28 protein-coding genes and 1 pseudogene are annotated in these 24,556 nt (G+C 61.1%); 17 read left to right on the top strand and 12 right to left on the bottom strand.

From position 1 onward, the window contains the following. Complete coding sequence (dmeF, locus tag EPK99_RS20700) at positions 1 to 975, top strand: CDF family Co(II)/Ni(II) efflux transporter DmeF (RefSeq protein ID WP_128444949.1); 975 nt, start codon at positions 1 to 3, stop codon at positions 973 to 975. Positions 976 to 983: 8 nt separating this feature from the next. On the opposite strand, the gene EPK99_RS20695 is transcribed toward dmeF, so the two are convergent. The 3 genes from EPK99_RS20695 to EPK99_RS20685 form a co-directional block, all read right to left on the bottom strand. Next, a complete protein-coding gene (locus EPK99_RS20695) occupies positions 984 to 1,256 on the bottom strand; it encodes a hypothetical protein (RefSeq protein WP_128444948.1) in 273 nt (90 codons plus the stop codon). A gap of 205 nt (positions 1,257 to 1,461) precedes the next feature. Next, positions 1,462 to 3,570 (bottom strand): S9 family peptidase, encoded by a 2,109-nt coding sequence (locus tag EPK99_RS20690; protein WP_128444947.1) that lies wholly within the window; start codon positions 3,568 to 3,570, stop codon positions 1,462 to 1,464. 187 nt (positions 3,571 to 3,757) lie between these two features. Further along, complete coding sequence (locus EPK99_RS20685; RefSeq protein ID WP_128444946.1) at positions 3,758 to 3,982, bottom strand: type II toxin-antitoxin system HicB family antitoxin; 225 nt, start codon at positions 3,980 to 3,982, stop codon at positions 3,758 to 3,760. Between the two features lie 373 nt (positions 3,983 to 4,355). Between EPK99_RS20685 and EPK99_RS20675 the strand changes: the two genes are divergently transcribed. Continuing rightward, the gene (locus tag EPK99_RS20675; RefSeq protein WP_128444944.1) at positions 4,356 to 4,742 is read left to right on the top strand and encodes a DUF930 domain-containing protein; all 387 of its coding nucleotides are present in this window, start codon (positions 4,356 to 4,358) and stop codon (positions 4,740 to 4,742) included. A gap of 56 nt (positions 4,743 to 4,798) precedes the next feature. On the opposite strand, the gene EPK99_RS20670 is transcribed toward EPK99_RS20675, so the two are convergent. Both EPK99_RS20670 and EPK99_RS20665 read right to left on the bottom strand, forming a co-directional pair. After that, positions 4,799 to 5,959, bottom strand: coding sequence for an AI-2E family transporter (locus tag EPK99_RS20670; RefSeq protein WP_128444943.1), 1,161 nt, complete (start codon positions 5,957 to 5,959; stop codon positions 4,799 to 4,801). Between the two features lie 138 nt (positions 5,960 to 6,097). Further along, complete coding sequence (locus EPK99_RS20665; protein ID WP_128444942.1) at positions 6,098 to 6,490, bottom strand: VOC family protein; 393 nt, start codon at positions 6,488 to 6,490, stop codon at positions 6,098 to 6,100. Between the two features lie 234 nt (positions 6,491 to 6,724). On the opposite strand from EPK99_RS20665, the gene EPK99_RS25765 reads away from it, so the two are divergent. Further along, positions 6,725 to 7,195, top strand: coding sequence for a hypothetical protein (locus EPK99_RS25765; protein WP_128444941.1), 471 nt, complete (start codon positions 6,725 to 6,727; stop codon positions 7,193 to 7,195). Positions 7,196 to 7,362: 167 nt separating this feature from the next. On the opposite strand, the gene EPK99_RS20655 is transcribed toward EPK99_RS25765, so the two are convergent. Then, positions 7,363 to 8,226: a VOC family protein gene (locus tag EPK99_RS20655; RefSeq protein WP_128444940.1), complete on the bottom strand. Its 864-nt coding sequence runs from the start codon at positions 8,224 to 8,226 to the stop codon at positions 7,363 to 7,365. 220 nt (positions 8,227 to 8,446) lie between these two features. Between EPK99_RS20655 and trhA the strand changes: the two genes are divergently transcribed. The 3 genes from trhA to EPK99_RS20640 all read left to right on the top strand — a co-directional run bounded on the left by trhA (position 8,447) and on the right by EPK99_RS20640 (position 10,754). Next, complete coding sequence (trhA, locus tag EPK99_RS20650) at positions 8,447 to 9,115, top strand: PAQR family membrane homeostasis protein TrhA (protein ID WP_128444939.1); 669 nt, start codon at positions 8,447 to 8,449, stop codon at positions 9,113 to 9,115. Positions 9,116 to 9,185: 70 nt separating this feature from the next. After that, positions 9,186 to 9,677: a GNAT family N-acetyltransferase gene (locus tag EPK99_RS20645; RefSeq protein ID WP_128444938.1), complete on the top strand. Its 492-nt coding sequence runs from the start codon at positions 9,186 to 9,188 to the stop codon at positions 9,675 to 9,677. 192 nt (positions 9,678 to 9,869) lie between these two features. After that, positions 9,870 to 10,754, top strand: coding sequence for an aldose 1-epimerase family protein (locus EPK99_RS20640; RefSeq protein WP_128444937.1), 885 nt, complete (start codon positions 9,870 to 9,872; stop codon positions 10,752 to 10,754). A 9-nt stretch (positions 10,755 to 10,763) separates the two neighbouring features. On the opposite strand, the gene EPK99_RS20635 is transcribed toward EPK99_RS20640, so the two are convergent. Together EPK99_RS20635 and EPK99_RS20630 are read right to left on the bottom strand one after the other, a co-directional pair. Beyond that, positions 10,764 to 11,576, bottom strand: a complete 813-nt coding sequence (locus EPK99_RS20635) for a class I SAM-dependent methyltransferase (protein WP_128444936.1) — start codon at positions 11,574 to 11,576, stop codon at positions 10,764 to 10,766. 94 nt (positions 11,577 to 11,670) lie between these two features. After that, positions 11,671 to 12,267, bottom strand: a complete 597-nt coding sequence (locus EPK99_RS20630) for a TetR/AcrR family transcriptional regulator (RefSeq protein WP_128444935.1) — start codon at positions 12,265 to 12,267, stop codon at positions 11,671 to 11,673. Positions 12,268 to 12,413: 146 nt separating this feature from the next. On the opposite strand from EPK99_RS20630, the gene EPK99_RS20625 reads away from it, so the two are divergent. Further along, positions 12,414 to 13,175 (top strand): SDR family NAD(P)-dependent oxidoreductase, encoded by a 762-nt coding sequence (locus tag EPK99_RS20625; RefSeq protein WP_128444934.1) that lies wholly within the window; start codon positions 12,414 to 12,416, stop codon positions 13,173 to 13,175. A 259-nt stretch (positions 13,176 to 13,434) separates the two neighbouring features. On the opposite strand, the gene EPK99_RS20620 is transcribed toward EPK99_RS20625, so the two are convergent. Further along, positions 13,435 to 13,773, bottom strand: coding sequence for a nucleoside triphosphate pyrophosphohydrolase family protein (locus tag EPK99_RS20620; protein ID WP_245582500.1), 339 nt, complete (start codon positions 13,771 to 13,773; stop codon positions 13,435 to 13,437). A 337-nt stretch (positions 13,774 to 14,110) separates the two neighbouring features. After that, a complete protein-coding gene (msrB, locus tag EPK99_RS20615; protein ID WP_128444933.1) occupies positions 14,111 to 14,521 on the bottom strand; it encodes a peptide-methionine (R)-S-oxide reductase MsrB in 411 nt (136 codons plus the stop codon). A gap of 151 nt (positions 14,522 to 14,672) precedes the next feature. On the opposite strand from msrB, the gene EPK99_RS20610 reads away from it, so the two are divergent. The 10 genes and pseudogenes from EPK99_RS20610 to EPK99_RS20560 all read left to right on the top strand — a co-directional run bounded on the left by EPK99_RS20610 (position 14,673) and on the right by EPK99_RS20560 (position 23,306). Then, entirely contained in the window at positions 14,673 to 17,006 is a 2,334-nt protein-coding gene (locus EPK99_RS20610) for a putative monovalent cation/H+ antiporter subunit A (RefSeq protein ID WP_128444932.1), read from the top strand. Then, positions 17,003 to 17,407: pseudogene (locus EPK99_RS20605) on the top strand (Na+/H+ antiporter subunit B); the annotation flags it as partial. The gene EPK99_RS20610 and the pseudogene EPK99_RS20605, both read left to right, overlap by 4 nt. A gap of 113 nt (positions 17,408 to 17,520) precedes the next feature. Next, positions 17,521 to 17,898 (top strand): Na+/H+ antiporter subunit C, encoded by a 378-nt coding sequence (locus EPK99_RS20600; protein WP_128444930.1) that lies wholly within the window; start codon positions 17,521 to 17,523, stop codon positions 17,896 to 17,898. Between the two features lie 256 nt (positions 17,899 to 18,154). Then, positions 18,155 to 19,717 carry a Na+/H+ antiporter subunit D gene (locus EPK99_RS20590; protein ID WP_128444929.1) on the top strand — a complete coding sequence of 521 codons (1,563 nt, stop codon included), beginning with the start codon at positions 18,155 to 18,157 and terminating at the stop codon, positions 19,715 to 19,717. After that, positions 19,714 to 20,187: a Na+/H+ antiporter subunit E gene (locus EPK99_RS20585; protein ID WP_128444928.1), complete on the top strand. Its 474-nt coding sequence runs from the start codon at positions 19,714 to 19,716 to the stop codon at positions 20,185 to 20,187. The genes EPK99_RS20590 and EPK99_RS20585 overlap by 4 nt, the downstream gene beginning before the upstream one ends. Further along, the gene (locus EPK99_RS20580) at positions 20,184 to 20,579 is read left to right on the top strand and encodes a cation:proton antiporter (RefSeq protein WP_128444927.1); all 396 of its coding nucleotides are present in this window, start codon (positions 20,184 to 20,186) and stop codon (positions 20,577 to 20,579) included. The genes EPK99_RS20585 and EPK99_RS20580 overlap by 4 nt, the downstream gene beginning before the upstream one ends. Beyond that, complete coding sequence (gene mnhG, locus EPK99_RS20575) at positions 20,576 to 20,920, top strand: monovalent cation/H(+) antiporter subunit G (RefSeq protein WP_128444926.1); 345 nt, start codon at positions 20,576 to 20,578, stop codon at positions 20,918 to 20,920. Before EPK99_RS20580 ends, mnhG begins: the two co-directional genes overlap by 4 nt. A gap of 424 nt (positions 20,921 to 21,344) precedes the next feature. Then, on the top strand, positions 21,345 to 21,776 hold the full coding sequence (locus EPK99_RS20570) for a Ros/MucR family transcriptional regulator (protein WP_128444925.1): 432 nt from the start codon (positions 21,345 to 21,347) through the stop codon (positions 21,774 to 21,776). Between the two features lie 302 nt (positions 21,777 to 22,078). Then, a complete protein-coding gene (locus EPK99_RS20565; protein WP_342633749.1) occupies positions 22,079 to 22,501 on the top strand; it encodes a helix-turn-helix domain-containing protein in 423 nt (140 codons plus the stop codon). Further along, positions 22,494 to 23,306 carry a DUF6456 domain-containing protein gene (locus tag EPK99_RS20560; protein WP_128444924.1) on the top strand — a complete coding sequence of 271 codons (813 nt, stop codon included), beginning with the start codon at positions 22,494 to 22,496 and terminating at the stop codon, positions 23,304 to 23,306. Before EPK99_RS20565 ends, EPK99_RS20560 begins: the two co-directional genes overlap by 8 nt. 25 nt (positions 23,307 to 23,331) lie before the next feature. Here the strand turns inward: EPK99_RS20560 and EPK99_RS20555 are convergent, their stop codons facing one another. Both EPK99_RS20555 and EPK99_RS20550 read right to left on the bottom strand, forming a co-directional pair. Further along, a complete protein-coding gene (locus EPK99_RS20555) occupies positions 23,332 to 23,754 on the bottom strand; it encodes a SufE family protein (RefSeq protein ID WP_128444923.1) in 423 nt (140 codons plus the stop codon). A 172-nt stretch (positions 23,755 to 23,926) separates the two neighbouring features. Then, positions 23,927 to 24,358 carry a DUF5330 domain-containing protein gene (locus EPK99_RS20550; RefSeq protein WP_128445041.1) on the bottom strand — a complete coding sequence of 144 codons (432 nt, stop codon included), beginning with the start codon at positions 24,356 to 24,358 and terminating at the stop codon, positions 23,927 to 23,929. Positions 24,359 to 24,556 lie beyond the last annotated feature (198 nt).

Genomic DNA, 24,556 nt, shown 5'->3' with positions numbered 1-24,556 from the left:
ATGGAACGGGATGTGGAAAGCCTGAGGCACGACCATGTTTTCCTCGGCGCAGACCATGCGCGCAACGAGCGCAAGGTCTGGCTGGTCATAGCGCTGACGGCAACGATGATGGTGGCAGAAATCGTGGGTGGTTCCGTCTTCGGTTCGATGGCGCTGACGGCGGATGGCTGGCACATGTCCACCCATGCCGCCGCCATGCTGATCTCGGTGCTGGCCTATGTCTATGCCCGCCGCCAGGCGCGCAATCCGCGCTTCACCTTCGGCACCGGCAAGCTCGGTGACCTCGCCGGTTTTGCCAGTGCCATCGTTCTCGCCCTGATCGCGCTGCTGATTGCCGTCGAAAGCCTGGTGCGGCTGGCAAATCCGGTCGCGATCGACTTCAGCCAGGCGATCCTCGTCGCCGTCATCGGTCTTGTGGTCAATCTCGTCAGCGCCTGGCTGCTGAAGGACGAGGGCGATCATCACCACGGCGGGCATCACGCTCACCACGCAGGGCATCATGGCGGGCATCACCATGACGCCAGTCACCATGGCGCTCATGCAGGCGCAGACAACAATCTGCGGGCCGCCTATCTGCATGTGGTCGCCGATGCGCTGACATCGGTTCTGGCGATTGCGGCGCTCACGCTCGGCTGGATCTACGGCTGGAATGCGCTCGATCCGATCATGGGCATTGTCGGCGGACTGGTTATCGCGCGTTGGTCCTGGAGCCTGATCAAGGCGACCGCAACCGTCCTTCTGGATGCGCGCGCATCCGGGGACGACCTTGCGGACGATATTCGCCGCGCCGTGGAAACGGAGGAGGATCGGATTTCAGACCTGCATGTCTGGCAGGTCGGGCCGGGTCATCATGCGGCGATTGTTGCGCTGGTTGCGCAAAAGCCCCGCGAGCCCTCCTTCTACAAGGAAAAGCTACGGGACCTTGAAGAATTGTCGCATGTCACGGTGGAAGTCACGCCGGCCGCAGCCGCGTAAAGACAATCTTAGTTGAATTCCTGGTAGAGGTTCTCGACCCAGTCCTGGGACATGCTGGCGCTTACGGCTTCGTGGGCCGGTGTCGCCGAGGACTGGCCGCTTTCCATGACCCAGAGCGCATTGGACAGCGAACTGGAAAACAGCGTGCTGCTGCCTGTGATGGCATCGGCCATGCGGGATACGATGGCATCTTCGCGCTGCGGTGCATCTTCCGTTTTCCGGTCGATATCCTGCGCACGGCCTTGATAGTAGTAGCCGTTGAGGCCGCTGTCGATTTTCATGGCACTCAGCCCAAACCATTTACTTCGGTTAAGGAGAGGTTAATCCGCGAAGCTTGCGCGAGGCTTGCGTCCCGTTTGTGCCGAAGCTTTCAGAGGCTTGACAAAGAATTACCGAGATGATGATGGCGCTGCGTCGTTCTTTCTCCGTTCCGGCGGGGCTGCCGGGGCCGGAAGAGGGCGACGTTGCCGCCGCCCACCGGGCTTCTCACATCTTGCCGGCCATCTTGATGGCGAAGGCATATTCGAAGGCGATCTCCTCCAGCCGCTGGAAACGACCCGACTTGCCGCCATGCCCGGCCGCCATGTTCGTCTTCAGAAGGTAAGGTCCGGCGTCCGGCGCTGTCTCGCGCAGCTTAGCCACCCATTTGGTCGGCTCCCAATATGTAACGCGCGGATCGGTGAGGCCCGAGATCGCAAGGATCGGCGGATAGGGTTTCGCCCCAACATTGTCGTAGGGGCTATAGGCCGCAATCCACTGGTATTCATCGAGGCTCTCGATCGGGTTTCCCCATTCCGGCCATTCGGGAGGCGTCAGCGGCAGCGTGTCGTCGAGCATGGTGTTGAGAACATCGACGAAAGGTACGGCGGCGATGATGCCGGCGAATTTCTCCGGCGCCATATTGGCGACCGCGCCCATCAGCATGCCGCCGGCAGAGCCGCCTTCCGCGATGATGTTCTCGTAGGAGGTGAACCCTTCCTTCACCAGATGATCGGCGGTGGCGATGAAATCCTTGAAGGTGTTCTCCTTGGCCTGCATCTTGCCGTCTTCATACCAGGCGAACCCCTTGTCCTTGCCGCCGCGGATATGGGCGATGGCATAGACGAAGCCGCGATCGGCGAGCGACAGCGCATTGGTCGAGAAACTGGCGGGAATTGTGATGCCATAGGCGCCGTAGCCATAGAGCAGGCAGGGCGCCGAACCGTCGAGAACCGTGTCCTTGCGGTAAAGCAGCGTGACGGGCACCAGTTCTCCGTCATGGGCCGGCGCCATCACCCGGCGCGTTACATAGTGTTCGGGATCGTGGCCCGACGGCACTTCCTGCGTCTTCAGCAGAACCCGTTCGCGGGTCGCCATATTGTAGTCGAACAACTGGCTCGGCGTCGTCATGGAGGAATAGGAGAAACGGATGACGTCCGTATCGTATTCGGCTGCCCCCTGCAGCCCGAGCGAATAGGCCTCCTCATCGAACGCGATGGCATGTTCCTCGCCCGAAACGCGGTCGCGCACGATGATCTGCGGCAGGCCGTCCTTGCGTTGCAGCCAGACGAGATGACGCGCAAAGGCCATATGGCTGATGATCAGCCGACCGGGCTCGTGGGCCACGAGTTCCGTCCAGTTCTCCTTGTCTGGCGATGCAACGGGCGCCTGGCAGATCTTGAAATCCTTGGCGCCGCCCTCATTGGTGAGGATGTAGAAGACGTCGCCACCCTCGGTCAGCGAATATTCGATGCCTTCCTCGCGTATCGCCACCAGCCGGGGTTCCGCCATAAGGTCCGTGGTGGATAGCAGCCGGTATTCGGACGTCTCGTGGTCATGGATGTCGATATAGATGAAGTCGTCCAGCAAGGATCCGCCGACCCCCATGAAGAAGCCCGGATCTTCTTCCTCGTAGACCAGCCGGTCGGCCGATTGCGGCTGCCCCACGATATGGTGGAAGACCTTGGAGGGACGGTGGTTCTCGTCCTGCAACGTATAGAAGAAACTCTTGCCGTCCGGTGCCCAGACGCCGCCGCCGGACGTGTTCTCGATCACATCGGACAAGTCCTCGCCGGTCGAAAGATCGCGAACGCGCAGCGTGAAATATTCCGAGCCCTTGTCGTCGTAACCCCATATGCCCTTGGCATGGTCGGTAGTGTGGTCGATGCCGGCCAGACGGAAATAGTCCTTGCCCGATGCTTCCCTGTCGCCATCGAGCAGGAGCTGACGGTCGCCGCCATCCCGAGGCGTGCGGAAATAATGCGGTTGCTCGCCGCCCGTCACGAACAGCGATCCATAGGCAAAGGGGCCGTCCTTCATCGGAACGGAGCTGTCGTCTTCCTTGATGCGTCCGCGCATCTCGGCAAACAGCGCCTTCTGAAGCTCGGCCGTGTCGCCCATGGCCGCTTCCATATAGGCGTTCTCCGCCTCCAGATGCCGGCGGATGTCCGGGTCGAGAATGGAAGGGTCCTTGAACATGGCCTGCCAGTTATCCGCGCGCAGCCAGGCGTAATCGTCGGTGCGGGTTACACCGTGACGCGTGTCGCTGACGGGCTTCTTCGCCGCCTTGGGCGGTGTCGGCAGGTTGGCAAAGGGCGATGTCGGGGAGGGGGCCAAGGAAGCACTCCGAAAGTCATGGAAGGAGTGCCAGAGATAGGGGTGGTCGCCCGGAGAGGCAAGCGCGAAGCAAAGAGGCTACTTCTTCTTCGCCCGCTGCACGGCATCGCGCTCGTTCTGCCAGTAGACGAAGCCCGCTACCAGCGAGACGCCGACAATAGCAGTAAGGAAAGGATGATGTTTGAGGTCATTTCGCGTAGGCAAGCTGCCTGGAAGGCTTCGGAACGTCGCGCCCGAGATCCTCTGCCGCCTCGATCCAGCTTTCTATGGCATCCTGAACATTAAAAAGCGCCTCCTGCGGTGTCTCCCCGTCGCTAATGCAGCCTGGAAGATCCGGAACGGTCGCCACGAAGCCACCGCCGTCTTCAGGCGCAAGCGGAGATACCAGAACGGAATAAAGCAACGAGCTCATGCGGTCCTCACGGCATCGATGAATTGCACCAGGTGCCTGATATATACAGGTTTGATCGGCCGTTTGGAAGGAACAGTCAAAATATCCCGTATGGCGGGATGACTGACCTTGAAGTGCGAGCTTCCTCCCCGCGGGGCTCGGCATGCAATTTCGAACTCCGCACAGACGGCGATGATGTCCTCCATACGCCAATCCGCTTGTGGATTGGCGCGCATCCTCTCCAGCCGTTTGCTTGTCAGCCCTTCATTCGCCATTTTTGCGGCGCCTAACCCCACCCCGATCACAACATCCTATTTCGCGCGCCGGTAGATGGTCAATCGCCACACACTTTCCTATTTTCCGCGCCGCAATGAATCATCTTGATGGGAACGACATGAAAAAACCGCTGTTGCTAGTGGCTTTCGCCCTGTTTTCCGCGTCGAGCGCCCATGCGCTGGATGATCGGATCGTCAAGCAGCTGAATGCCCTTGCACCCGATGAACGTCGCGAACAGCGTTGCGACATGGAAGCCATGGACAGGATTCGCAAGGAAGGCGATTTCAAGCCGGACAAGGTCATCGCCTACAGCTTCGGCGATCCGGTGGAGGCGGGCGACGCCATCCGTGCGCCCGGCGCCGTCTTTCGCAGCGGCGGCGACTGGTATCGCCTGAAATACAAATGCGAGACGGCCGACGAAGGCCTGAAGGTCCAGTCCTTCGACTACAAGATCGGTTCGAAGGTTCCCCGCGAGGAGTGGGAACAACACTACCTCTACGAATGACGCGATACACGTGGCCGGACGAGAAGGCAGCGCCTCCTCGTCCGGTCGTTGCGGTTTCAGCCGGGCAGGTTCGGCACCGTCTTGCGCTCTGGAAAGAGCTCCGACAGCACGGTCATCATGATCAGCGACAGCGGCAGCGCGAGCATCGCGCCGACGGCACCCCACATCCAGGTCCAGAACAGGATGGCGATGAAGACGACGAAGGGGTTGAGCTCCCACTGCCGTCCCATGACTGCGGGAAACAGCAGGTTTTCCATGACCAGGTGAACGGAGAAGAAGATGATCGCCGGGATCAGCGCCACCAGCAGTCCGTCATGGGTCAGGATGCCGGCGATCGCTACCGAGACGGTCATCAGCGTGATCCCCAGGAAGGGGATGAAGCTCGAAACGAAGGCGAATACGCCCCACAGCACCGGCATGCTCAGGCCGCCGAAATAGGCGATCAGCGTCATCACCACGCCAAGGCAGAAATACATGACGCTGGCGGTGGCAAAATAATAGCCCAGCACCCGGTCGATGGCATTGAGGACGCGGATCGTCATCAGCCTCTGCCGGCGCTTGGGAAAGGCCATGATGATCGTGCGGCGCAGCCGCAACCGGCCATAGAGAAACAGCAGGAGAGCGGCAAAGAAGATCAGGCCCTGAACGATGGCTGGCGTCAGGTTCGAGGTCACGACGCCGAGGATGTTCCCGGAATTCTCGATCAGCGACTGCATCGACATCGGCCCGGTCTGGAAGGTCGAGGGCGAGATGTTCAGCCAGTGCTGGCGCTCCAGGATCGGCATGGTGCGGTTGATGATCTGCTGCACGAAGTTCGGACCTTCGCTCACAAGCGTTGCGGCGGGTTCGGCAAGCGCGTTGATGATCAGGAACAGTGCTGCGAACACCAACGAGGAGAGGATGAGCGCTATGCCGGAGCGCGGTACGCCGAGCTTTCCGAGCTTGTCTGCGACGAGCCCCAGGATGAGCCCCACGACCACGGCGAGCGTGACCGGAATGAGGATCAGCGCCATGTAATGGACCAGCGCGAAGAAGACGATCATGAATATGCCGATCGTCGCCCAGGCCATGGCGACGTCGAGCGCTTCCCGGCCAAGGACCAGAGGCTCGTTATCCTCATCCTCTTCCATCTGGGCTGCGACCGCTTCCTTCCGGGAGGGACCCATATCCATTGGATGCTTTTTCGGCTTGCCGCCGCGCGCGCTGATCACTGCCATAATGGGGTCCCCGGTGAAGCCCCTAGAACGCGGCGCCGGGCATTCGGTTCCGGGCGGACGCGATGCGGCTCTTGGGGGCGACAGAAACTCCGCAGACCGTGTCAAAAGTCAACGCGGTTGGCCGGAACCTGATGGCGGTCAATCTGCCGCGTAACAGACCGCCTGAAGTTTGTTTCCATCCGGATCGCGAATGTAAGCGGCATAGTAGTTTGGCCCGTAATGCGCGCGAGGGCCAGGTTGACCTTCACTCTTGCCGCCCAATTCTAGGGCGTGTTCATAGAACGAGTGAACCTGCTCTTTGGTATCGGCAATGAAGGCAATATGCGTGCCGTTCCCCCAGGTCGCCGGACGGCCATCTTCCGGAGTGTAGATGTAAATCGTCGGCATCTTCCCATCTCGTTCATATGCCAACGGCTTTTCGGGTGGTTTAGGCAATCTGGAGAAGCCAATGGCTCCAAGCACCGCATCGTAGAATTTCGCCGAGCGTTCTTTATCGTTCGTTCCCAACGTGATGTGGCTGATGACGGACACGGACATTCCCCTGGTTCTGCCGAAATATCGACTTCTACCATAACCCCTCCTGACGGCGTCATGTCAGCAGTGATGCGTACAGGCGTCATCCAGGAATTCAGCCTCCATGATACTTTGCCGTGACATATCCATCTGTTCTTCTGAAGCAAGGGCGCGCAGCGGCTCCGGGTCTTGAGCACAAGTTGACATTCTCGGCTGTCATGCGGGAGAGTATCGGGAAACGAGGATTTATCGATGAGCACGGGGACAATTGAACGCTATAGCCCGCGAACCGTAATGTATTTGGGAACTTGGGACGTTGGTCATCTTAAGCTTAAGGTTTACGGCGTTCTAGCCGCCGGAAAAGAGTTAACCAGTTCCATGATCGATGATGCCAACGCATTTGTTGTGCAAGACCTACCGCCGCTCGTGTCGGCTGAAGGCGATGACAACGGGTTAGGCTTCGTCATCATACATCCAGGTGATCTCGGCATATCAGTTCTAGCGCATTGGTGGATCCAGGGGTCAGTGCTCTGCCAACACATTCGCCGAACGCTGTGGGGCGCAGATAAACCTATGGACACCGCAACGAGACCCGTGATTGCGTGCGTATGGGAATTGGGGCTGATTAATGCCGAACAGCAGTTGTGGCGCGATACGATGATGACCGATGGACCTGATACGGCAGCATATCTCAACACCCGCGCTGCCATAGCCGTCGTCTAATGATGCGCTCCGCTTTACGCCGAAGGACTTGGCCCAGCCGCAATCTGGGCTTTAAGCTGCGAGGGTAAGGCCGATGCCCCAGGGCTCGGCCCAGTCCGCAGTCTCCGCCCTATGCTGCGAGGGTGAGGCCGATGCCCCAGGGCTCGGTCTGGACCGCAGTATCCGCCTTAGGCTGCAAGGGTCAACCCGATGCCCCAAGGATCGCGCAGGGACCAGCCTTCGGCATTCTTCTCGACGGTGATTTCCTGGACTTCTGCCGCGGCAAGCGCCTTGTCGAGCGAGGCCTTGTCGTTGAAGTGGACCATATAGTCGGAAAGGCCGGTCATCTTGTCTTCGCGGGCGCGGGCGCCTCGGCTGTTCCAGATGTTAGCCGCGATATGATGATGGTAGCCGCCGGTGGCAAAGAAGCTCGCGCCGGGATAGCGGGCCATGATCTTCAGCCCCAGCACGTCGCGATAGAAGGCGTCCGCCTGCGGTATGTCGCCGACCTGGAGATGGATGTGGCCGAGCGCCGTGCCGTCCGCCATGCCGCCCCAGCGGCTCTGGGGTGCGCCGGCAACCAGCGCCTGCAGGTTCAGCCGTTCGGTCGCCATGGCAACCGTACCGTCCGGGTGGTAGGTCCATTCGTCCGGCCGGCGGTCGCGGTAGATCTCGATGCCGTTGCCTTCCGGGTCCGACAGGTAGAGCGCCTCGCTGACGAGGTGATCCGACGCGCCATCGAGCCGGACGCCGTTTTCCGCCGCATGCGCCAGCCAATGCGCAAGGGCAGGGCGGTCGGGCACCAGAAACGCCGTGTGGAAAAGACCGGCGGCGTTGCGCGGTGCGCGCGCTACCCCTGTTCCCGTCGTCAACGTCAGCAGCGGCGTACCCGCGACGCCCAGCACTTCGCCGCTTGCCGTCTTTTCCAGAACGGAGAGCCCGACGATCGTCTGGTAGAAGTCGGAGACCAGTCGCAGGTCGTCCACCACGAGATGAGCGCGGCCTACATGCGCCGGGCGCGTCAGGGCAAAGGGTTCGGCAGTGATTGTCATGGTAGCGGTGCTCCCGACCTGTACGAAATGTTCGGCGACAATATCCGGGATTTTCATCGTTCACGATAGAGAGCCTTCCGGCGAAAGATCGTCGTCGCTTTGTTGACAATGGCGCCCAGCAAGTATTCTGAACGAAAAGCTGAAGCGGATTTTAGCCGTCGCTGCTCTTGCCTTGGCGCATCCTCGACGCCATCATTTCCCGCAGTTAGAGCGAGGACAAATGAGCGATTTCTTCAATTTCGGACGACGTTACGATTTCAGCGAACTGGTAGCCGATGGCATTGTCAACGGCATAGGAATCGTCTTTGCGCTGATCGGCGCGACGGCGCTGATCTTCTATGCCAGCGTCTGGTCCAGCCATGGGCAACTGGTCGCGGCCTGGATCTACGGCATCGGCCTGGTGCTGTGCCTGTCGATCTCCTTCACCTACAATCTCTGGCCTTATACCCGCACCAAATGGCTGTTGCGCCGGCTCGACCATTCGGCAATCTTCATCCTGATCGCGGCAACCTACACGCCCTTTCTCCAACGCGGCGCCGAAGATCCGCTGATCCTCGTCATGCTCGTTGCCATATGGGCTAGCGCCATTGCAGGCGTACTGCTGAAATGCCTTTTCCCCGGTCGCTACGACAGGCTCGCCATCCTGCTTTATCTCGGCATGGGCTGGAGCGGCGTCATGATCATGCAGCCGGTCTCGACATATCTGCCCTCCATCACCGTCTGGCTCATCGTCATCGGCGGCATGATCTACTCGCTCGGCGTCATCTTCCACGTTTGGGAAAAGCTCAAATACCAGAATGCCATCTGGCACGGCTTCGTTGTCTCGGCGGCGGCCGTTCATTACAGCGCGGTGATCACCTGCTTCAGTCTGTCGCCCGGTGCGTCCTGACGCTCCTGCTGGACAGACAGCGTCGTCTACTATAGTGGATAATTGACTTTCATAGTGGACGGAGACGAGCATGACTATCCGCGATGCCACCGAGGCGGATCTGGCCGGGATCATGGACATCTATAATGATGCGGTGGCCAATACCACGGCCATCTGGAACGAGACGTTGGTCGATCTCGAGAACCGCAGGCAGTGGTTCGCAGCCCGCCAGGCGAAGTCTTTTCCGGTTCTGGTCGCGGTCGAAGATGGTGCCGTTGCCGGCTATGCCTCCTATGGAGACTGGCGCAATTTCGAAGGTTTCCGGCAGACCGTGGAGCACTCGGTCTATGTGCACCGCGACCACCGTGGTGGCGGCATCGGCCGCAAGCTGATGGAGGAACTGGTCGCGCGTGCCAGCGCCAACGGCATTCACGTGATGATCGCAGCGATTGAATCCGGCAATGCGGGCTCGATTGCGCTGCATGAAAAGCTTGGTTTCCGGCTCGCCGGCCGTTTTTCCGAAGTGGGCATCAAGTTCGGCCGCTGGCTGGATCTCACCTGCATGGAACTGAAGCTGTCCTGACGGCGAGGGGCTTGGCCGAAGCCAGTCATTGAATAGCAATGATCGGGCGCCAAGCTCACTAAAGCGTGTCGCGATCTTGCAGATTCGCTTTCCACGCTTAAGCCTTTGTTTTTCGCATGTCGTTGACGCAAAACCGATACACACTTTTGCGCGACATGCTGTAGCGAATCGCTCGCCCGGAAGGATATGCAGATGAATACCTCCACCAAGCGCCTGTCGAACGGCCGCATCAGTGTCGAGATTGCGGCACTCGGCGCTGAATTGCAGACGCTGACCACCGCCGACGGAAAATCATGGCTGTGGAATGGCGATGCCGCCTTCTGGACCGGCCGCTCGCCCATCCTCTTTCCGATCGTCGGCAAGGCGCCCGACAACCGCATCCGTATCGACGGCACGCCCTATGACATGGCGCAGCACGGCTTTGCCCGCCGCAGCCAGTTCACCTTGGCAACCTCCACCGATACCCTGTGCCGCTACGAGCTTGCTGCCTCAGAAGCGACGCGGGCGGTCTATCCGTTCGAGTTCCTGCTGTCGGTAGAGTATGCGCTGGATGACAACCGGCTGACGGTGTCTGCCGAGGTCGAAAACCGTGACACGCGCATCATGCCCTTCGGTTTCGGCTTCCATCCTGCCTTTCTCTGGCCGCTGCCGGGCGCCGAAGGCAAGCCGCACCGGGTCGTGCTGGACAATGGCGCGGAGCCGGAACTCGTGCGGCTGCAAGAGGGGCTGGTGGACGAGGGCAGGCTGCCGTCCCCCTTCACGCAGGGCGAACTGACGCTCGATCACGGCATGTTCGATGCCGATGCGATGATCTTTCCGGAAGGGGCCGGCAACGGCCTGGTTTATGGCGCCGAAGAGGGGCCGGCGCTCAACTTCTCCTTCGACAACCTGCCGAACATCGCGCTGTGGTCGAAGCCTGGCACGGACCCGGCACCGCCCTTCCTGTGCATCGAACCCTGGCATGGCACGGCGGCGGACGTCGGCAGCTCCGGCGAACTGTCGGAGCGACCCTATTCGACGCTTCTGCCGCCCGGTCAGACCTCACGTTTCGCCTGGAGCGTCGAGCTTCCGGCGTAATCGAGGCGGTTATTTCTCGAGTGTTATGATGTGGGCGCGAATTCTGCCCTCGATCTGACCATGGCCGAAACGCTCTGCCAGCGCCGAGGCCACCATTTCCGTAACGGCCTGAAGCTCTCCCGGCGCGCGGGCTTCGATCTCCATGCGCAAGGGATTTCCCTGGCAATAACCGGTCGCCGCATCGAGCGCCGAATCCGCCCTGGCCATCTTCTCCACGGTCTCGATCGAAACCTTCGAGAAGCCGGCTTCCCGCACAGTGTTCTCGATGGCCCTGGTGTCATGATAGCCGTGCGGCGACCGCTCCATGAACTTTGGAGGATCCTCCGCAAAGTGTCGTTCGAGCGCGGCTTGGGCAGTGCTCACGAATTCATTGCCGGCAAGCCCGTCCCAGACGGAGAAAATATAGCTGCCACCGGGTTGCAGGACACGGCGCGCCTCGCGGTAGCTTTGCAGCTTGTCGGGGAAGAACATCACTCCGAACTGGCAGACGGCGAGGTCGAAGCTCTCCTCATCGAAGGGAAGCGACAGCGCATCCGCCTGGCGGAATGTAACCCTGTCCTGCCCGTTCTGGAGACTGGCTGCTATGTCGAGCATGGGCTGGTTGAGATCGGTGGCGGTAATGTCCGCCGCGTTCCCCAGTCTGGCTGCGAGTGCCCGCGTCACGACACCCGTTCCCACCGCGATCTCGAGGATCTTCGTCGGCCCGAGGCGCGCGGCTCGATCCGCCATGTCCCGCGCATAAGGCTCGAAGATCATCGGCACGAGACAGCGTTGGTAAATTGCGGGAATGCTCCCTGCGAAGACGTCATCGGCTCCCATCAGCGCGGCCTCCCAAAGCCCTGAGGGAAGAATTATATCTCAATCGGCTCACATGCGATAGAGCGACAATTGGCCGAGGTTTCCAGCCAACAAGCCGTCAGGCGCGTTGCTCGCTGGCAGGCCATGCGGATAATGCCTGTTCGGCCACGGCTTTCAGTATGTCGCGGCTGAAGCCCGCTTTGGCCTGCACCGCCATGCCATGCAAGACCGCCATCAGGAATGCCGCAAGCGCATCGGGCCTGGCTGTCTGTGGCAGATCGCCTTCGGCCTTGGCGCGCTCAAAGCGCTCGCGGAGCTGGGTCTCGGCCACCGCGCGCGCCTCTATCAGGATCTGTCGTACCGGCTCTGCGTCATCCGATCCGGCAAGCACCCCGTTGATGACCATGCAACCCGTATGCTCGGGAAACCGCGTGTTGAGGGCGATCGCGCTATCCAATATGTGCGCTGCGACCTCGCGCGCGGTCGCAAGCTGCAATGCTTCCGGAATATAGCCCAGATAGAGCTCGTAATAGCGCGCCAGCGCTCGGCGAAAGAGCGCTTCCTTGTTGCCGAATGCCGAATAGAGAGCGGGCCTCTCCACCCCGGCCGCCGCCGTCAGGTCGGCATAGGAGGCACCCTCATAGCCCTTGCGCCAGAAAACGCACAGGGCGGCGTCCAGCACTTTTCCCACGTCGAATTCCCGATGGCGTCCCATCAGCCCAGCTCGATATTTTTCATAATGACCGTTATTAAACCGCTTGACCTTCGCTGTCAAATTACATACCGATCGTTATCGTAATAGACGTTACGGTATTGGAGATGCTCTCCGATGGCCGGTGTCGCCAAATGGAGAAGTTATTCATGTCGAACATGTTGAAGGGTAAGGTCGCGCTCGTGACCGGCGGCTCGCGCGGGCTCGGTGCGGTGACTGCGGAAACATTGGCTGGCTATGGAGCAGATGTTGCGATCACCTATGCGGCCTCCGCCGACAAGGCGAATGCTGTGGTGGAAAAGCTCAAGGCAAAGGGCGTCCGCGCCATCGCCGTCAAGAGCGACCAGGCGGATCTTTCCTCCGCCAAGCCGCTGATCGAGCGGGTCATGGCCGAGTTCGGCAGGCTCGATATTCTGGTCAACAATGCCGGCATCGCCATCCAGGGCCAGCTGGTGGACGATCCGGAACTCGATTGGGACAATTACAATCGCCAGTGGCAGGTGAATGTGCTGGGCACCATCGCCAACACCCGCGCTGCTGCTTCCCGGCTGACCGATGGCGGACGGATCATCTTCGTCGGCTCTCTTCTCGGCTCTTACGTGCCCTTTCCGGGGGTTGCCGACTATACCGGAACGAAATGGGCGCTAGCCGGCTATGCCAAGGGCATCGCCCGCGATCTCGGCCCGCGCAATATCACGGTGAACGTCGTCCAGCCGGGCATCATGCCGACCGACATGGCCTCGGATGTTGCGGGCGAGCTTCCCAACCGCGACGCCATTCTGGACATGCACCCGATCCGCCGTATCGCAACCCTGGAAGAGGTGGCGGAAACCATCGCCTTCCTCGCCGGACCGCATGCCGGTTACATCAACGGCGAAGCCATCAACATCGCCGGCGGCCTCGGCATCTGAAGCGGCCAGGCAGCTTCGGGCGAAAAACGACCACGGCAGGCACGGCCCTGGAACAGAAGAGGGGGCTCGGAGGCGAGCCCCCTGATTCAGATGTTGAATCCAGCAGATGCTGGTGCCGAATTCCCGTGTGGCATGGACGCTTCGGGCCGCGTATCTGTTGAAAATACGTCGTGAAGCTTTCGCCGCAGCCTTTTGCGGAGTGCTTTGCGATCGAGCCACAAGTCTCCATTTGGCCCAAAGCGGACTTCGGATGCACCCATTACATCTTAGCGTCGAGATCGACATATTTATCGAGATGTCTAAGCCATTTGCGTTCAATGGCTGCTTCGATGTCGATTTCATTCGCCCGGAGATACAGGACGAACTGGCCGAACAAATCCGCCGCTTCGTTTTCCAAAGCTTCGCGGGTACCGCCTGCGCCGTCAGCGTCGGGCTTCGCTCTGCCGCCCAATAGAAGGTGCTCAGCCGTCAATTCGCCAAGCTCCTCCATCAGCTTTAAAAGATACCAATCGGCGCTGCGCTCGATATCGTGCACGCGGGCGTAAAGCTCCCCGACTTTACCGATCCGGTCACTCAGCTCTCTGAATGTGTCGCCCATAATATCCTCAATGGCCGTAGCAAGACTCATTACAAGGAACGCTACCAGTGATTTGCGACAGCACGGTTGCAACGACGGCTTCTGGCGCATTTCTGCCGAGTGTCACGAATACCAACCTTGCGACAAACCTGCTGGCACCAAATCCCCTTGCTCGCGCCAAAAAAAAGACCCGCCGAAGCGGGCCAGTTCTGGGAGATTGGCAATAGGCGAGCGCCAAGAGCGGGAGTGCACGTCGCGGCAGGGAACCGGTCCGCTCCAGCGCTCATGGTCCCCAACCGGGGCGTTCTGCGAAAGTTGCATGAGTGCAAAATTTTTCACGCAAATATCGTTCGACGTTTTATTTTAGCGGCTCGAAGGTCATCGAGTGGCCGTTGATGCAGTAGCGCAGGCCGGTCGGTGGCGGGCCGTCGGGAAACACATGGCCGAGATGGCCGCCGCAATTGGCGCAACGAACTTCCGTGCGCACCATGCCATGGGTCGTGTCGCGCAAGTCGGTCACCGCATCCGGCTTCACCGGCTCGAAATAGCTGGGCCAGCCGCAGCCTGAATCGAACTTGGTGTCGGAGATGAACAGCTCTTCGTGACACGCGGCACAGCTGTATATGCCTTTTTCCTTGTTGTTGACGAAAGGGCCTGTGAACGGCCTTTCCGTCCCGGCCTGACGCAGGATGCGGTATTGCTCCGGCGATAACTGGCTGCGCCATTCCTCGTCGGATTTCTGGATTTTCGGGGTAACGACCTCGGACATGAGCATTTCCTTTCGGTTTCCCTGAAGATAGGGGGCCGGAATGCCGGGGAAAAGGCCTCCCGCCTGCATGTTCGTCCTGCTTTCGCTTGAGGGTGACGAACCTTTCCCGTAGAAACCCTGGTCTATATGGACATGGGAGCGGGGAGGCGACATGGCTGCCATAGGGCCGGCACTGACATTCTGCGTACTCCTCCTTCCGTTTATGGGCGCGCTCATGGCGCCCTGGCTCGTTTCGCGGATCGGCGGCGCGAGAGCCGCCTGGCTGCTGGCGCTTTTTCCGGCGTTGGCCTTCCTGCATTTCTGCGGCTTCCTGCCGGAGATCGCTCGAGGCGAGGTGAGGACCGGCGGTTATGCCTGGGTCCCCAGTCTGAACCTTTCCTTCTCCTGGTTTGTGGACGGGCTGTCGCTCGCCTTCGCTCTGCTGATCACCGGCATCGGCACGCTGATCGTCATCTATTCCGGCGCTTACATGAAGGGCCATCCCCATCAGGGGCGCTTCCTATCCTTCATCCTCCTGTTCATGGGGGCCATGCTGGGTCTGGTCGTGTCGGACAGTTTCCTGATGCTCTTCGTCTATTGGGAACTGACGTCGATTGCCTCCTTCCTGCTGATCGGCTTCGATCATGAGCGGGAGGCGGCGCGGCGGGCAGCATTGCAGGCGCTGATAGTGACCGGGGCAGGCGGCCTGAGCCTACTCGCAGGCCTCGTCTTCCTGTGGAATATCACCGGCGTCACCCAATTCTCGCTGCTGGTGCATATGGCGGACGGCTTACGCGAAAGCCCCTTTTACCTGGCGACTCTTCTGCTGGTATTGGGCGGCGCCTTCACCAAATCGGCGCAGTTTCCGTTTCACTTCTGGCTGCCCAACGCCATGGAAGCGCCGACGCCGGTGTCCGCCTATCTGCATTCCGCCACCATGGTGAAGGCAGGCGTCTACCTGCTCATGCGTCTCCAGCCGGTCATGGGCGATACGCCGGCGTGGGAAATCCTGCTGCCCTTTTTCGGCGGCATCACCTTGCTGGTGGGAGTGCTGCTGGGGCTCCGGCAGACGGATATGAAGCTTATCCTCGCCTATAGCACGGTCGCCTCGCTCGGCCTGCTTGTGATGCTGACCGGCTTCGGTTCGTCGCATGCGCTGGAAGCAGCGGTGCTTTACCTGCTTGCCCATTCCTTCTTCAAGGGCGCGCTCTTCATGGCGGCCGGCGCCGTGGATCATGAAGCGGGCAGCCGCGATATCACCCGGCTGTCGGGTTTGCGCCACACCATGCCTCTCACCTTTGCGGCAGCGCTTCTGGCAGCACTTTCCATGGGCGGCCTGCCGCTCTTCTTCGGTTTCCTGGCCAAGGAGGAGATCTATGCGGCCCTGGCGGCGGGAAATCCGCGCGCAGTCTTCTTCACGGCTCTTGCCGTCATAGGCAATGCGCTGATGTTCGCGCTCGCCTTCGCCACCGGCCTGAAACCCTTTATCGGGGCACGCAACAGGACGGCAGCTCCCGTGCATGAGGCGCCGCCCGCACTGCTGCTCGGGCCGTTGCTGCTGGCGTTTCTCGGGCTTGCCTGCGCGCTGTTTCCCGGCCTTTCGCATACCTATCTTTCCTCGCCCATGGCCAGCGCTGTGGCCGGACAGGCGGTGACAATCGATATCACTGCGATACCACATTTTAGGACCCCGCTCGCCCTGTCGCTGCTGACGATTGCGCTCGGCGTGCTCGTCTACTGGCAGCTCGACCGGGTGAGGGACGTGACCACCCGCGCGCTCGACGCTCTGGGGGAGGGACCGGATCGCGGTTTCGATCATTTCGTCTCGGGCCTTGTGCGGGCAGCCGTGCTGGTGACGCGCGTCGTGCAGCCGGGGCGGCTGCACATCTATGTCGCTGTCACCTTTGTCATGCTGGCGCTCACTTTGCTTGTGCCGCTCTTTGCCTTCGGCGAACTGCCGGCCATGCCCGTCTGGCCGAAGGACATGCTGATTGAGGAAGCCGCCTTTCTGGTGATCGCGCTGATCGGCATCTTCGCCGTGCTGCGCGCCCGCAACCGCCTGACGGCCATCGTCTCGCTCGGCATCCAGGGCTTTGCGGTGGCGGTCATCTTCCTGCTGTTCGGCGCGCCGGATCTTTCCTTCACCCAGTTCATGGTGGAAACCCTGTCGGTCGTCATCCTCGCCTTGGTGATGACCAAGCTGCAACTGACGCTTTCCGATCACCGCCCGATGCGAGAGGCGTTGCTCGATGCCACCATCGCAACTGCCTGTGGGCTGGGCTTCACCCTGCTGTTGCTGAAGGCGTTGCAAATGCCCTTCGACCGCGTGCTGACCGATTTCTTCAACACCTATTCCAAGGCCATCGCCCATGGCGCCAATGTCGTCAACGTCATCATCGTCGATTTCCGCGGCACGGACACGCTGGGCGAGATCGCCGTCGTCATGATCACGGGGCTTGCAGTGCTGGCGCTGATCCGGGTGCGGGCGGGGAGACGAGCGACATGAACACGCTCATCCTGCGCACGGTCGCACCCGCGCTGACGGCGCTCATGCTTCTCTTCTCGGTCTTCGTGCTGCTGCGCGGCCATAACGAGCCGGGCGGCGGCTTTATCGGCGGGCTGATCGCCGCCTCGGCGCTTGCCATCTACGGTATCGCCTTCGGGGTCGGCGCCGTCCGGCGCGCGCTGCGCTTCCACCCCATGGCAATCGCTGGCGCGGGGCTTTTCCTGGCAACGCTCTCCGGCCTTCTCTCGATCCTCTTCGGGGTGCCCTTCATGACCGGCTTGTGGGTCTATCCGCGCATTCTCGGGCTCGAAGTGCCGCTTGCAACCGTCATCTCCTTCGATCTCGGCGTCTATCTCGTCGTGCTCGGCTCCATCGTCTCGATCGCACTGGCGCTGGAACAGGACAGCGAGACGGAGATCCCGGACGCCGAAGTCGCGCAAGCACCTCCGCTTGAGCAGGTGCCTCTGCGGGGCAAGCGCCGTCGGCGTGACCGTCAGCCGAGGGAGACCCGCTGATGGAAGCGCTGTTTGCCGTTCTCGTCGGCTTCTTCTTTGCCGCCGCCATCTATCTCATGCTGTCCAGGCATACGGTGCGCATCCTGCTCGGCGTGGCGCTGCTCGGCAATGGCGTCAACCTGCTTCTCTTCACCACCGGGCGGCTGGTGCGCGAAGTGCCGCCCATCATTGTCGCAGGGCAGGAGACGCTGGGCACGGGTGCCGCCAACCCCCTGCCGCAGGCGCTGATCCTGACGGCCATCGTCATCTCGTTCTCTTTCTTCGCCTTTCTGCTGGTGCTGACCTACCGCGCCTATCAGGAACTGGGCACCGACAATAGCGACCGGATGCGGCTGTCGGAACCGAGCGACGAGCCGCTGCCGCCGATGGGATATTGAGACGAATGGCCGCTCCCGAAACCACCCCCCTCTGCCCTGCCGGGCATCTCCCCCTCAAGGGGGGAGATCGGCTGGGCGCACCGGCGTCCCCAGACAATGAACGAAGTCATCAATCAACCCTTGGCGATCACGGAACGCGAGGTCGGCTTTGCGGGAAGGTCATGCCACTTGTGATCTCCCCCCTTGAGGGGGAGATGCCCAGCAGGGCAGAGGGGGGTAATACCCTGAGCCGCAGGTCTGTGGAGGCCGTCCGCTGATGGCCGCTTCCGCATCTCCCGCCGTCGATCTCTCCGCAGCCCTGGTGCTGACCCCGCCGCCGCTCGGCGACTGGCTGGTCGTGCTCCCGGTCGTGCTGATGATCGGCACCGGCGCCCTGTTGATGATGGTGCGAAAATCCGTACGCCTGCATGGCGCGATCGCCATTGCCGCGCTCGTGATGCTCGTCGTGCTGGATGCGGCGCTGCTCTGGCGGGTCAGCCTGCATGGTCCGGTCACCATGGTCATGGGCCGCTGGTTGCCGCCCTATGGCATCGCCTTTACCGCCGATCTCTTCGGGGCGGCCATGGCGCTTGCCGCAGCGATTGCAGCGCTGGCGGCCGGCCTGTTTTCGCTCGCCGATATCGACGCGGCAGGGCGGCGTTACGGGTTCTACCCCTTCCTGATGCTGCTGATGGCAGGCGTCAGCGGCGCCTTCCTGACCGGCGACATCTTCAACCTCTATGTCTGGTTCGAAGTGCTGCTGATCTCCTCCTTCGGCCTGCTGATCCTGGGCTCGGAACCGCGGCAGATCGAGGGCGCGCTCAAATATGCGCTGCTCAACCTGATCGCCACGACGCTTTTCCTCATCGCCGTCGGCATTCTCTATGCGATCTTCGGCACGCTCAATATGGCCGATATCGCCACCAAGGCGAGGCTTGCCCCGCCCGATGCGCCGCTCACCACGCTGACGGCACTGTTCGTGCTCGCCTTCGCCATGAAGGCGGCGGCCTTCCCCGTCAACTTCTGGCTTCCCGCCTCCTATCACACGCCGCGTATCGTCGTGTCGGCCCTGTTCGGTGGCCTGCTGACCAAGGTCGGCATTTATGCGCTGATCCGCGTCACCATCATGCTTCTGCCGGTGGAGCGCGAGGCGTTGAGCTTCGTGATTGCCGTATCCGCGGCGCTGACCATGCTGCTAGGCGCGCTCGGCGCGCTAGCCCAGATGGATACGCGCCGGCTGATCGGTTATGTGGTCATCGCCGGCATCGGCAATATGATGGCAGGCGTCGCAGTCGGCACGCCGGCAGCGGTCGGCGGGGCGGTCCTTTACGCGCTCCACTCGGTGATCACCATGACGGCGCTCTATCTCATGGCGGGGGAGGCGGCGCGCATCGGCGGGTCCTGGTCGCTGGCGAGCCTTGGCGGTCTCTATCGCCGGTCGCCGGGCTTTGCTGCCATCTCCTTCCTTCTCATGCTGGCGGCAGCGGGCCTGCCGCCGCTGTCCGGGCTGTGGCCCAAGGTGGCGCTGCTCAAGGCAGCGCTCGATATCGGCGCATGGTGGCTTGCCGCCGCGATCCTCGTCTCCGCCTTCCTGCTGACGCTGGCGCTTGCCCGCGTCTTCCTGCTTGCCTATTGGCGGCCGCAGCCCACACCGGCGGTCGAACAGCCATGCCCGACGGATTGGCGCATCACCCTGCCGCTCGCCGGCCTTGCCGTCGTCACGCTTGTCTTCGGCGTGTTTCCCGAGCCGGTGCTGCGCCTGTCGCAGGCGGCGGCCGATAGCCTTGCCGATCCGCAGGCCTATATAAACTCCGTCTTTCCGGGAGGTCGGGTGCCATGATCGTCTTCGTTCTGTCGCTTGTTTTCGCCGTGATCTGGGCGGCGATCACCGGAAGCGCCTCCGTCCAGAACCTCCTGTTCGGCTTTGCTCTCTCGACGCTGGCGCTCTGGATCGTGCGGGGGGAGATCAGCGCCACCGGCTATGGCCGCCGGCTTGGCCGGATCCTGTCGCTGCTGCTGCTCTTCTTCAAGGAGCTGGCGCTGTCGGCCTGGAAAGTGGCCGTGCTGGTGCTGTCGCCGCGCATGCAGATCCATCCCGGCATCTTCGCCTTTCCCTTGACCGTCGATCGGGATTTCGAGATCACGCTTCTGGCCAACCTGATCACGCTGACGCCCGGCACGCTCTCGGTCGATGTCTCGCCCGATCGCCGCACGCTCTTCGTCCATGCGCTCGATTGCTCCAACGTGGAGGCCACGAAGCGGGAGATTGCGGAAGGCTTCGAGCGCAAGATCATGGAGGCTTTCCGATGATCCTGTCTGCCGCCATCTGGGTTGCCATGCTCGTGCTGTGCCTCGCCTTCCTGCTGACCGTGTGGCGGGTGGTGAAGGGGCCGACCCTGCCGGACCGCGTGGTGGCGCTCGACATGCTGGTCGGAATCGTGATCGGCTTCATCGCCCTGATCGCGATCCGCACGGGTTTCACGCTCTATATCGACATCGCCATCTCGCTTGGCCTTGTCGGCTTTCTCGCGACCGTCGCCTTTGCCCGCTTCATCCTCGCCAGCCCGGCGCCCGAAGGGGAGCCTCCAGCGCTGCTGCGGCCGGCGATCGTAACCATGGCGCCGCCTCAGGCCCGCCGTAAGCCGGGCCGCAAGGAAAAACCCGACGAGACTGTGAGCAATCGCCGGAGGAAATCCCGATGATCCAGATGCTGAGCGAGACGGCGATCGCCATGATCGTCCTCCTGGGCGCGCTCTTCGTGCTGGCGGCGGCAGTCGGCCTCAACCGGCTGCCGGACCTCTATAGCCGGATGCACGCAGCCTCGAAGGCGGGCACGGTGGGGTCGGCTCTGATGCTGCTTGCGGTCGGCCTTCATGCGGGAGATCTGGGTACGCTTGCACGGGCGCTTGCCGGATTCTTTTTCTTTTTGCTAACAGCACCCGTATCGGCGCATCTTCTTGCAATGGCAGCCCGCAAATCGGGTTATCCGCTGGCGAAGCAGTCAGTCTTGGATGAGATGAAGAATCGTCCAGAGTCAATATAGGCTTCCACCATAAAGTTATAAGAACGTCATACTGCGGGAATTGTTACCGATTTCGGCCAGTAAAAGGCATTTTTTGCCGCTGTAGCATATGCAAATTTGATTCATTACTAAATTTCGCAGTTGGACTTTTTAAATCCCGATGCTACTTCACGCTCTGTAGAGCATGGATGTTGGTCTAAACCTGGCGTTTTCCCGTAGACCGCGCAATTGTGCCGTGCGCACAACGCGTCAGTTCAAGGAAAATTCTCCCGGTCAGAGCAACATCAAGTAGTCGATTCGTTACGATCCGCATGAAACTTAGGGGTAGGTTTCGGTCTTCGGACAATGCGGGCGTGAGGAATGGATTTGCTTGACGGCTTTACGAAAAGCGAGTGCCGCGAAGGTCGTGGTGCTCGTCACGAAATGAAGACAGGAGACTGAGAAAATGACCGAAGTCGCATTGGGCAACAGCCCGGATCTGCTGGTGGAACTGACCGCAGACATCGTGGCTGCCTATGTGAGCAATCATGTTGTCCCGGTCGGAGATCTTTCCAACCTGATTTCCGACGTGCATTCCGCACTCAGCAATACGTCCTCGCCGGCCCCGGTTGCGGCCCCCGTCGAGAAGCCGAAGCCGCCGGTTCCGATCAAGAAGTCGATCGAAGACGACTACCTGATCTGCCTGGAAGACGGCATGAAGTTCAAGTCGCTGAAGCGCCACCTGATGACTCACTATAATATGACGCCTGAAGAATACCGCGAAAAATGGGGCCTGCCGGCAGATTACCCCATGGTCGCGCCGGCCTATGCGGAAGCCCGCTCGCGGCTTGCCAAGGAAATGGGTCTCGGCCAGCGCCGCAAGCGCGCAAAGGCCTGAACGGCCGCCGCCGGTTCAACTCTATGCCGGCTCGTCAAAGGCGTGGGCGCAATCACAACGCCCGCCGCCCGCCGCCGATACGGGGCGACTTTCCCACCAGCAGAAAAAGACCGGGCTCGTGCCCGGTCTTTTCGTTTGTACGGAAACTGCGGGGATGAAAAGAGGAAAATAATCCCATAAATCGGTGCAGGAATTGCCGAAAACCGTGTATATTCAGCGTAAGGTTGCGGAAGCATGGTTGATTGCATCCCCATATATGCTCCAAGGTGTATGAATTAATTCCTATTAATTGAGGAGTTGTCATGCCCTTCGAGAAACATATCGAGCCTCATTTTACACCTGAACCCGGCCTTTTGCAGGCGGCACAGCCCTTTTCCACGCCGCAGCTGCCGGCCAGTTTGCCGCTGAAGACGGCTTGCCGGATCGTGCGCCAGCTGACTGCTGAGCTTGTGCTTCTCCTCGGCGACCGGATCATGCTGCGTCGCGACCGGAGACGTTTCGCCTGCCATGTCCGGCAGATCGCCATGTATGTCTGCCATGTCGCCCTGCGCGTTTCTCTGAGCGACATCGGCGATGCCTTCGGGCGAGACCGCACCACGGTCGGCCATGCCTGCCATGTGGTGGAGGATCGCCGGGACGATCCGGCCTTCGACGATTTCGTTGCGACGGTGGAGCGGCTTGTCACGACCGTCTTCGGCCTCGTGGAGGTTCCGGCCCATGACTGACGCCAAAAAGACGGCAGAAACCGCCAGAGCCGGCCGCAAACAGCTCCTTCGCCTTGTCCGCCAGCTTCTGCGCGGCACCTGCCGTACCGAAAAGGCGCAAGACGGCATCCGCGTTTGCGGCGGCGAAGAGCGGATCTATCCGCAAGCCGTCCTGGACCAGGCGCAGTCGCTGGGGCTCGTGCAGTGGACAGCGGGCGAGCTTCACGCATCGAACGAGGCGGCTGCCTTTCTGCGCCGCGCCCTGTTGGAAAGCGAGGATGTGTTTGCCGATCAGCATCGCGAGATCGTGGATACGGTGGTGGAGGTCGAGGCGGTGCGCCAAAAAGCCCGGCGCAACCTCACCGAATCGCCACTCGGTGCGATTGCTCGGTTGAAGGACCGGGACGGCGAGCCCTTCATGCCGGCAGAAGCGGTCGAAGCGGGCGAAAGGCTGCTGGCCGATTTCACCCGCGGGCAGATGCAGCCGCGCATCACGGCATCCTGGGAGCCGAGGCTTGCCGGTCGCGGCAAGGGTCATGCGGGCGGGCAAGGGGAGATTGCCGACAGCGCCATTGCGGCGCGCACCCGCTTCGGCGAGGCGGTGGAGGCCATGGGTCCGGAACTTGCCGGCGTCGCCATGGATGTCTGCTGCTTTTCCAAGGGTCTGGAACTGGTGGAACGGGAACGGCAATGGCCGGCGCGATCCGCCAAGCTGATGCTGCGCACCGCGCTTCTGGCGCTTGCCCGCCACTATGCTCCGCCACCGGTGCGATCCGCACGCCGCAATCATCATTGGGGAGCAGAGGATTATCGGCCGAGCCTGTGACGTGCCAAGCCGGAAGGGATTGGTCCTAAGCGGCTGCCCGCAGCCGTGCTTCCTCGCGGATGCGCTTGACCATGGAGCGCAAACCATTGGCGCGTTGCGAGGAAAGATGCTCCACCAGCCCGATCTTGTTGAAGATCTCGATCGCATCCATAGCGGCGATTTCGGAAGCGTGTTTGCCGGAATAGACGGCAAGCACGATCGCCACCAGACCGCGCACGATATGGGCGTCGGAATCGCCGTCGAAGGTCATCAGCGGATCGGTGCCTGTGTCTGCCGTATGGCTGACCAGCCAGACCTGGCTCGCGCAGCCCTGCACTTTGTTTTCGGCCGTCTTTTCGGAATCCGGCAGGTCGGGAAGCTGCTTTCCAAGCTCGATGACATAGCGATAGCGGTCTTCCCACTCGTCCAGAAAGGCGAAATCGTCGAGGATCTGTTCCAGGCTTGCCATGCGCGCTCCACTATCGTGCCGCTGATATAGGGAATATGACGCGCCGATAAAGAAAAAAACGCCGTGAGGGGTCAATCCTCACGGCGTCAGCAAATGCTAAGGTGGGCAGTCAGGCGCCGGGAACCGTGGCACGGAGGCCCGGCGCAAGTTTTGAAATCGAATAGATCGGCGCTTAACGCGTCGTGGGTCGCTTTTGCGGCAGCGGCACGGTGCCGGTATAAACCTGGTCGGAGGAGGCCGATCCGGTGGAGGCGGCGGATGCCATGGCCTTGGACGGGAAGGATGTCGGATCAGGGTCGGCCCGTTCGGCGACCGACATCTCCTTGGCGCCGAACTGCTTGTCCAGGAGTTCGAAGGCAACGCGGGCACCTTCGGTGGCCCTGACACCAAGCGCGGAAAAGGTTTCGGCTCCCTTCTGGCAGACGTCGGGTTTTTCGCTGCAGATGGCGCTGACATATTGATAGGCTTGCGTGGCGGCCGTCATCGCATCGCCGACCTGAAGGGTCTTCACCCCGTCGATCTCCGTTACCGGCTTGCTGCTGAAATAGGAGAGCACCACCAGCACGGCTGCAAAGAATACGCTTCCCTTGATCAGAAACCACATCGCCTTGTCCACCTGTTCTGTCCGCAGCTCTTGGCCGTGGTCGCCGGTCTGTCCCGGTCTTGAACATCACTCTACTGCCCGGAAGAAAATATGCCTTTGACGGCTTTGTTCGGATTCGCGGCAAATTTATCTAAAATGCCATCTATCCGTTCCGTTGCCGCTCATCCTTATCGTTTTCCGTCGCAGTTTAACGGTCGG

Origin of the sequence: Neorhizobium lilium, from assembly GCF_004053875.1 — a bacterium.
In the GTDB taxonomy this organism is placed as follows: Bacteria; Pseudomonadota; Alphaproteobacteria; order Rhizobiales; family Rhizobiaceae; genus Neorhizobium; species Neorhizobium lilii.
This window is presented reverse-complemented; position numbering and strand designations above follow the sequence as displayed.

Excerpts from the sequence above, each read along its gene's own strand:
- dmeF (WP_128444949.1), top strand. The coding sequence starts at position 1 with ATGGAACGGGATGTGGAAAGCCTGAGGCACGACCATGTTTTCCTCGGC.
- EPK99_RS20695 (WP_128444948.1), bottom strand. The coding sequence starts at position 1,256 with ATGAAAATCGACAGCGGCCTCAACGGCTACTACTATCAAGGCCGTGCG.
- EPK99_RS20685 (WP_128444946.1), bottom strand. The coding sequence starts at position 3,982 with ATGAGCTCGTTGCTTTATTCCGTTCTGGTATCTCCGCTTGCGCCTGAA.
- EPK99_RS20675 (WP_128444944.1), top strand. The coding sequence starts at position 4,356 with ATGAAAAAACCGCTGTTGCTAGTGGCTTTCGCCCTGTTTTCCGCGTCG.
- EPK99_RS20670 (WP_128444943.1), bottom strand. The coding sequence starts at position 5,959 with ATGGCAGTGATCAGCGCGCGCGGCGGCAAGCCGAAAAAGCATCCAATG.
- EPK99_RS25765 (WP_128444941.1), top strand. The coding sequence starts at position 6,725 with ATGAGCACGGGGACAATTGAACGCTATAGCCCGCGAACCGTAATGTAT.
- EPK99_RS20655 (WP_128444940.1), bottom strand. The coding sequence starts at position 8,226 with ATGACAATCACTGCCGAACCCTTTGCCCTGACGCGCCCGGCGCATGTA.
- trhA (WP_128444939.1), top strand. The coding sequence starts at position 8,447 with ATGAGCGATTTCTTCAATTTCGGACGACGTTACGATTTCAGCGAACTG.
- EPK99_RS20645 (WP_128444938.1), top strand. The coding sequence starts at position 9,186 with ATGACTATCCGCGATGCCACCGAGGCGGATCTGGCCGGGATCATGGAC.
- EPK99_RS20640 (WP_128444937.1), top strand. The coding sequence starts at position 9,870 with ATGAATACCTCCACCAAGCGCCTGTCGAACGGCCGCATCAGTGTCGAG.
- EPK99_RS20630 (WP_128444935.1), bottom strand. The coding sequence starts at position 12,267 with ATGGGACGCCATCGGGAATTCGACGTGGGAAAAGTGCTGGACGCCGCC.
- EPK99_RS20625 (WP_128444934.1), top strand. The coding sequence starts at position 12,414 with ATGTCGAACATGTTGAAGGGTAAGGTCGCGCTCGTGACCGGCGGCTCG.
- EPK99_RS20620 (WP_245582500.1), bottom strand. The coding sequence starts at position 13,773 with ATGGGCGACACATTCAGAGAGCTGAGTGACCGGATCGGTAAAGTCGGG.
- msrB (WP_128444933.1), bottom strand. The coding sequence starts at position 14,521 with ATGTCCGAGGTCGTTACCCCGAAAATCCAGAAATCCGACGAGGAATGG.
- EPK99_RS20610 (WP_128444932.1), top strand. The coding sequence starts at position 14,673 with ATGGCTGCCATAGGGCCGGCACTGACATTCTGCGTACTCCTCCTTCCG.
- EPK99_RS20600 (WP_128444930.1), top strand. The coding sequence starts at position 17,521 with ATGGAAGCGCTGTTTGCCGTTCTCGTCGGCTTCTTCTTTGCCGCCGCC.
- EPK99_RS20590 (WP_128444929.1), top strand. The coding sequence starts at position 18,155 with ATGGCCGCTTCCGCATCTCCCGCCGTCGATCTCTCCGCAGCCCTGGTG.
- EPK99_RS20585 (WP_128444928.1), top strand. The coding sequence starts at position 19,714 with ATGATCGTCTTCGTTCTGTCGCTTGTTTTCGCCGTGATCTGGGCGGCG.
- EPK99_RS20580 (WP_128444927.1), top strand. The coding sequence starts at position 20,184 with ATGATCCTGTCTGCCGCCATCTGGGTTGCCATGCTCGTGCTGTGCCTC.
- mnhG (WP_128444926.1), top strand. The coding sequence starts at position 20,576 with ATGATCCAGATGCTGAGCGAGACGGCGATCGCCATGATCGTCCTCCTG.
- EPK99_RS20570 (WP_128444925.1), top strand. The coding sequence starts at position 21,345 with ATGACCGAAGTCGCATTGGGCAACAGCCCGGATCTGCTGGTGGAACTG.
- EPK99_RS20565 (WP_342633749.1), top strand. The coding sequence starts at position 22,079 with ATGCCCTTCGAGAAACATATCGAGCCTCATTTTACACCTGAACCCGGC.
- EPK99_RS20560 (WP_128444924.1), top strand. The coding sequence starts at position 22,494 with ATGACTGACGCCAAAAAGACGGCAGAAACCGCCAGAGCCGGCCGCAAA.
- EPK99_RS20555 (WP_128444923.1), bottom strand. The coding sequence starts at position 23,754 with ATGGCAAGCCTGGAACAGATCCTCGACGATTTCGCCTTTCTGGACGAG.
- EPK99_RS20550 (WP_128445041.1), bottom strand. The coding sequence starts at position 24,358 with ATGTGGTTTCTGATCAAGGGAAGCGTATTCTTTGCAGCCGTGCTGGTG.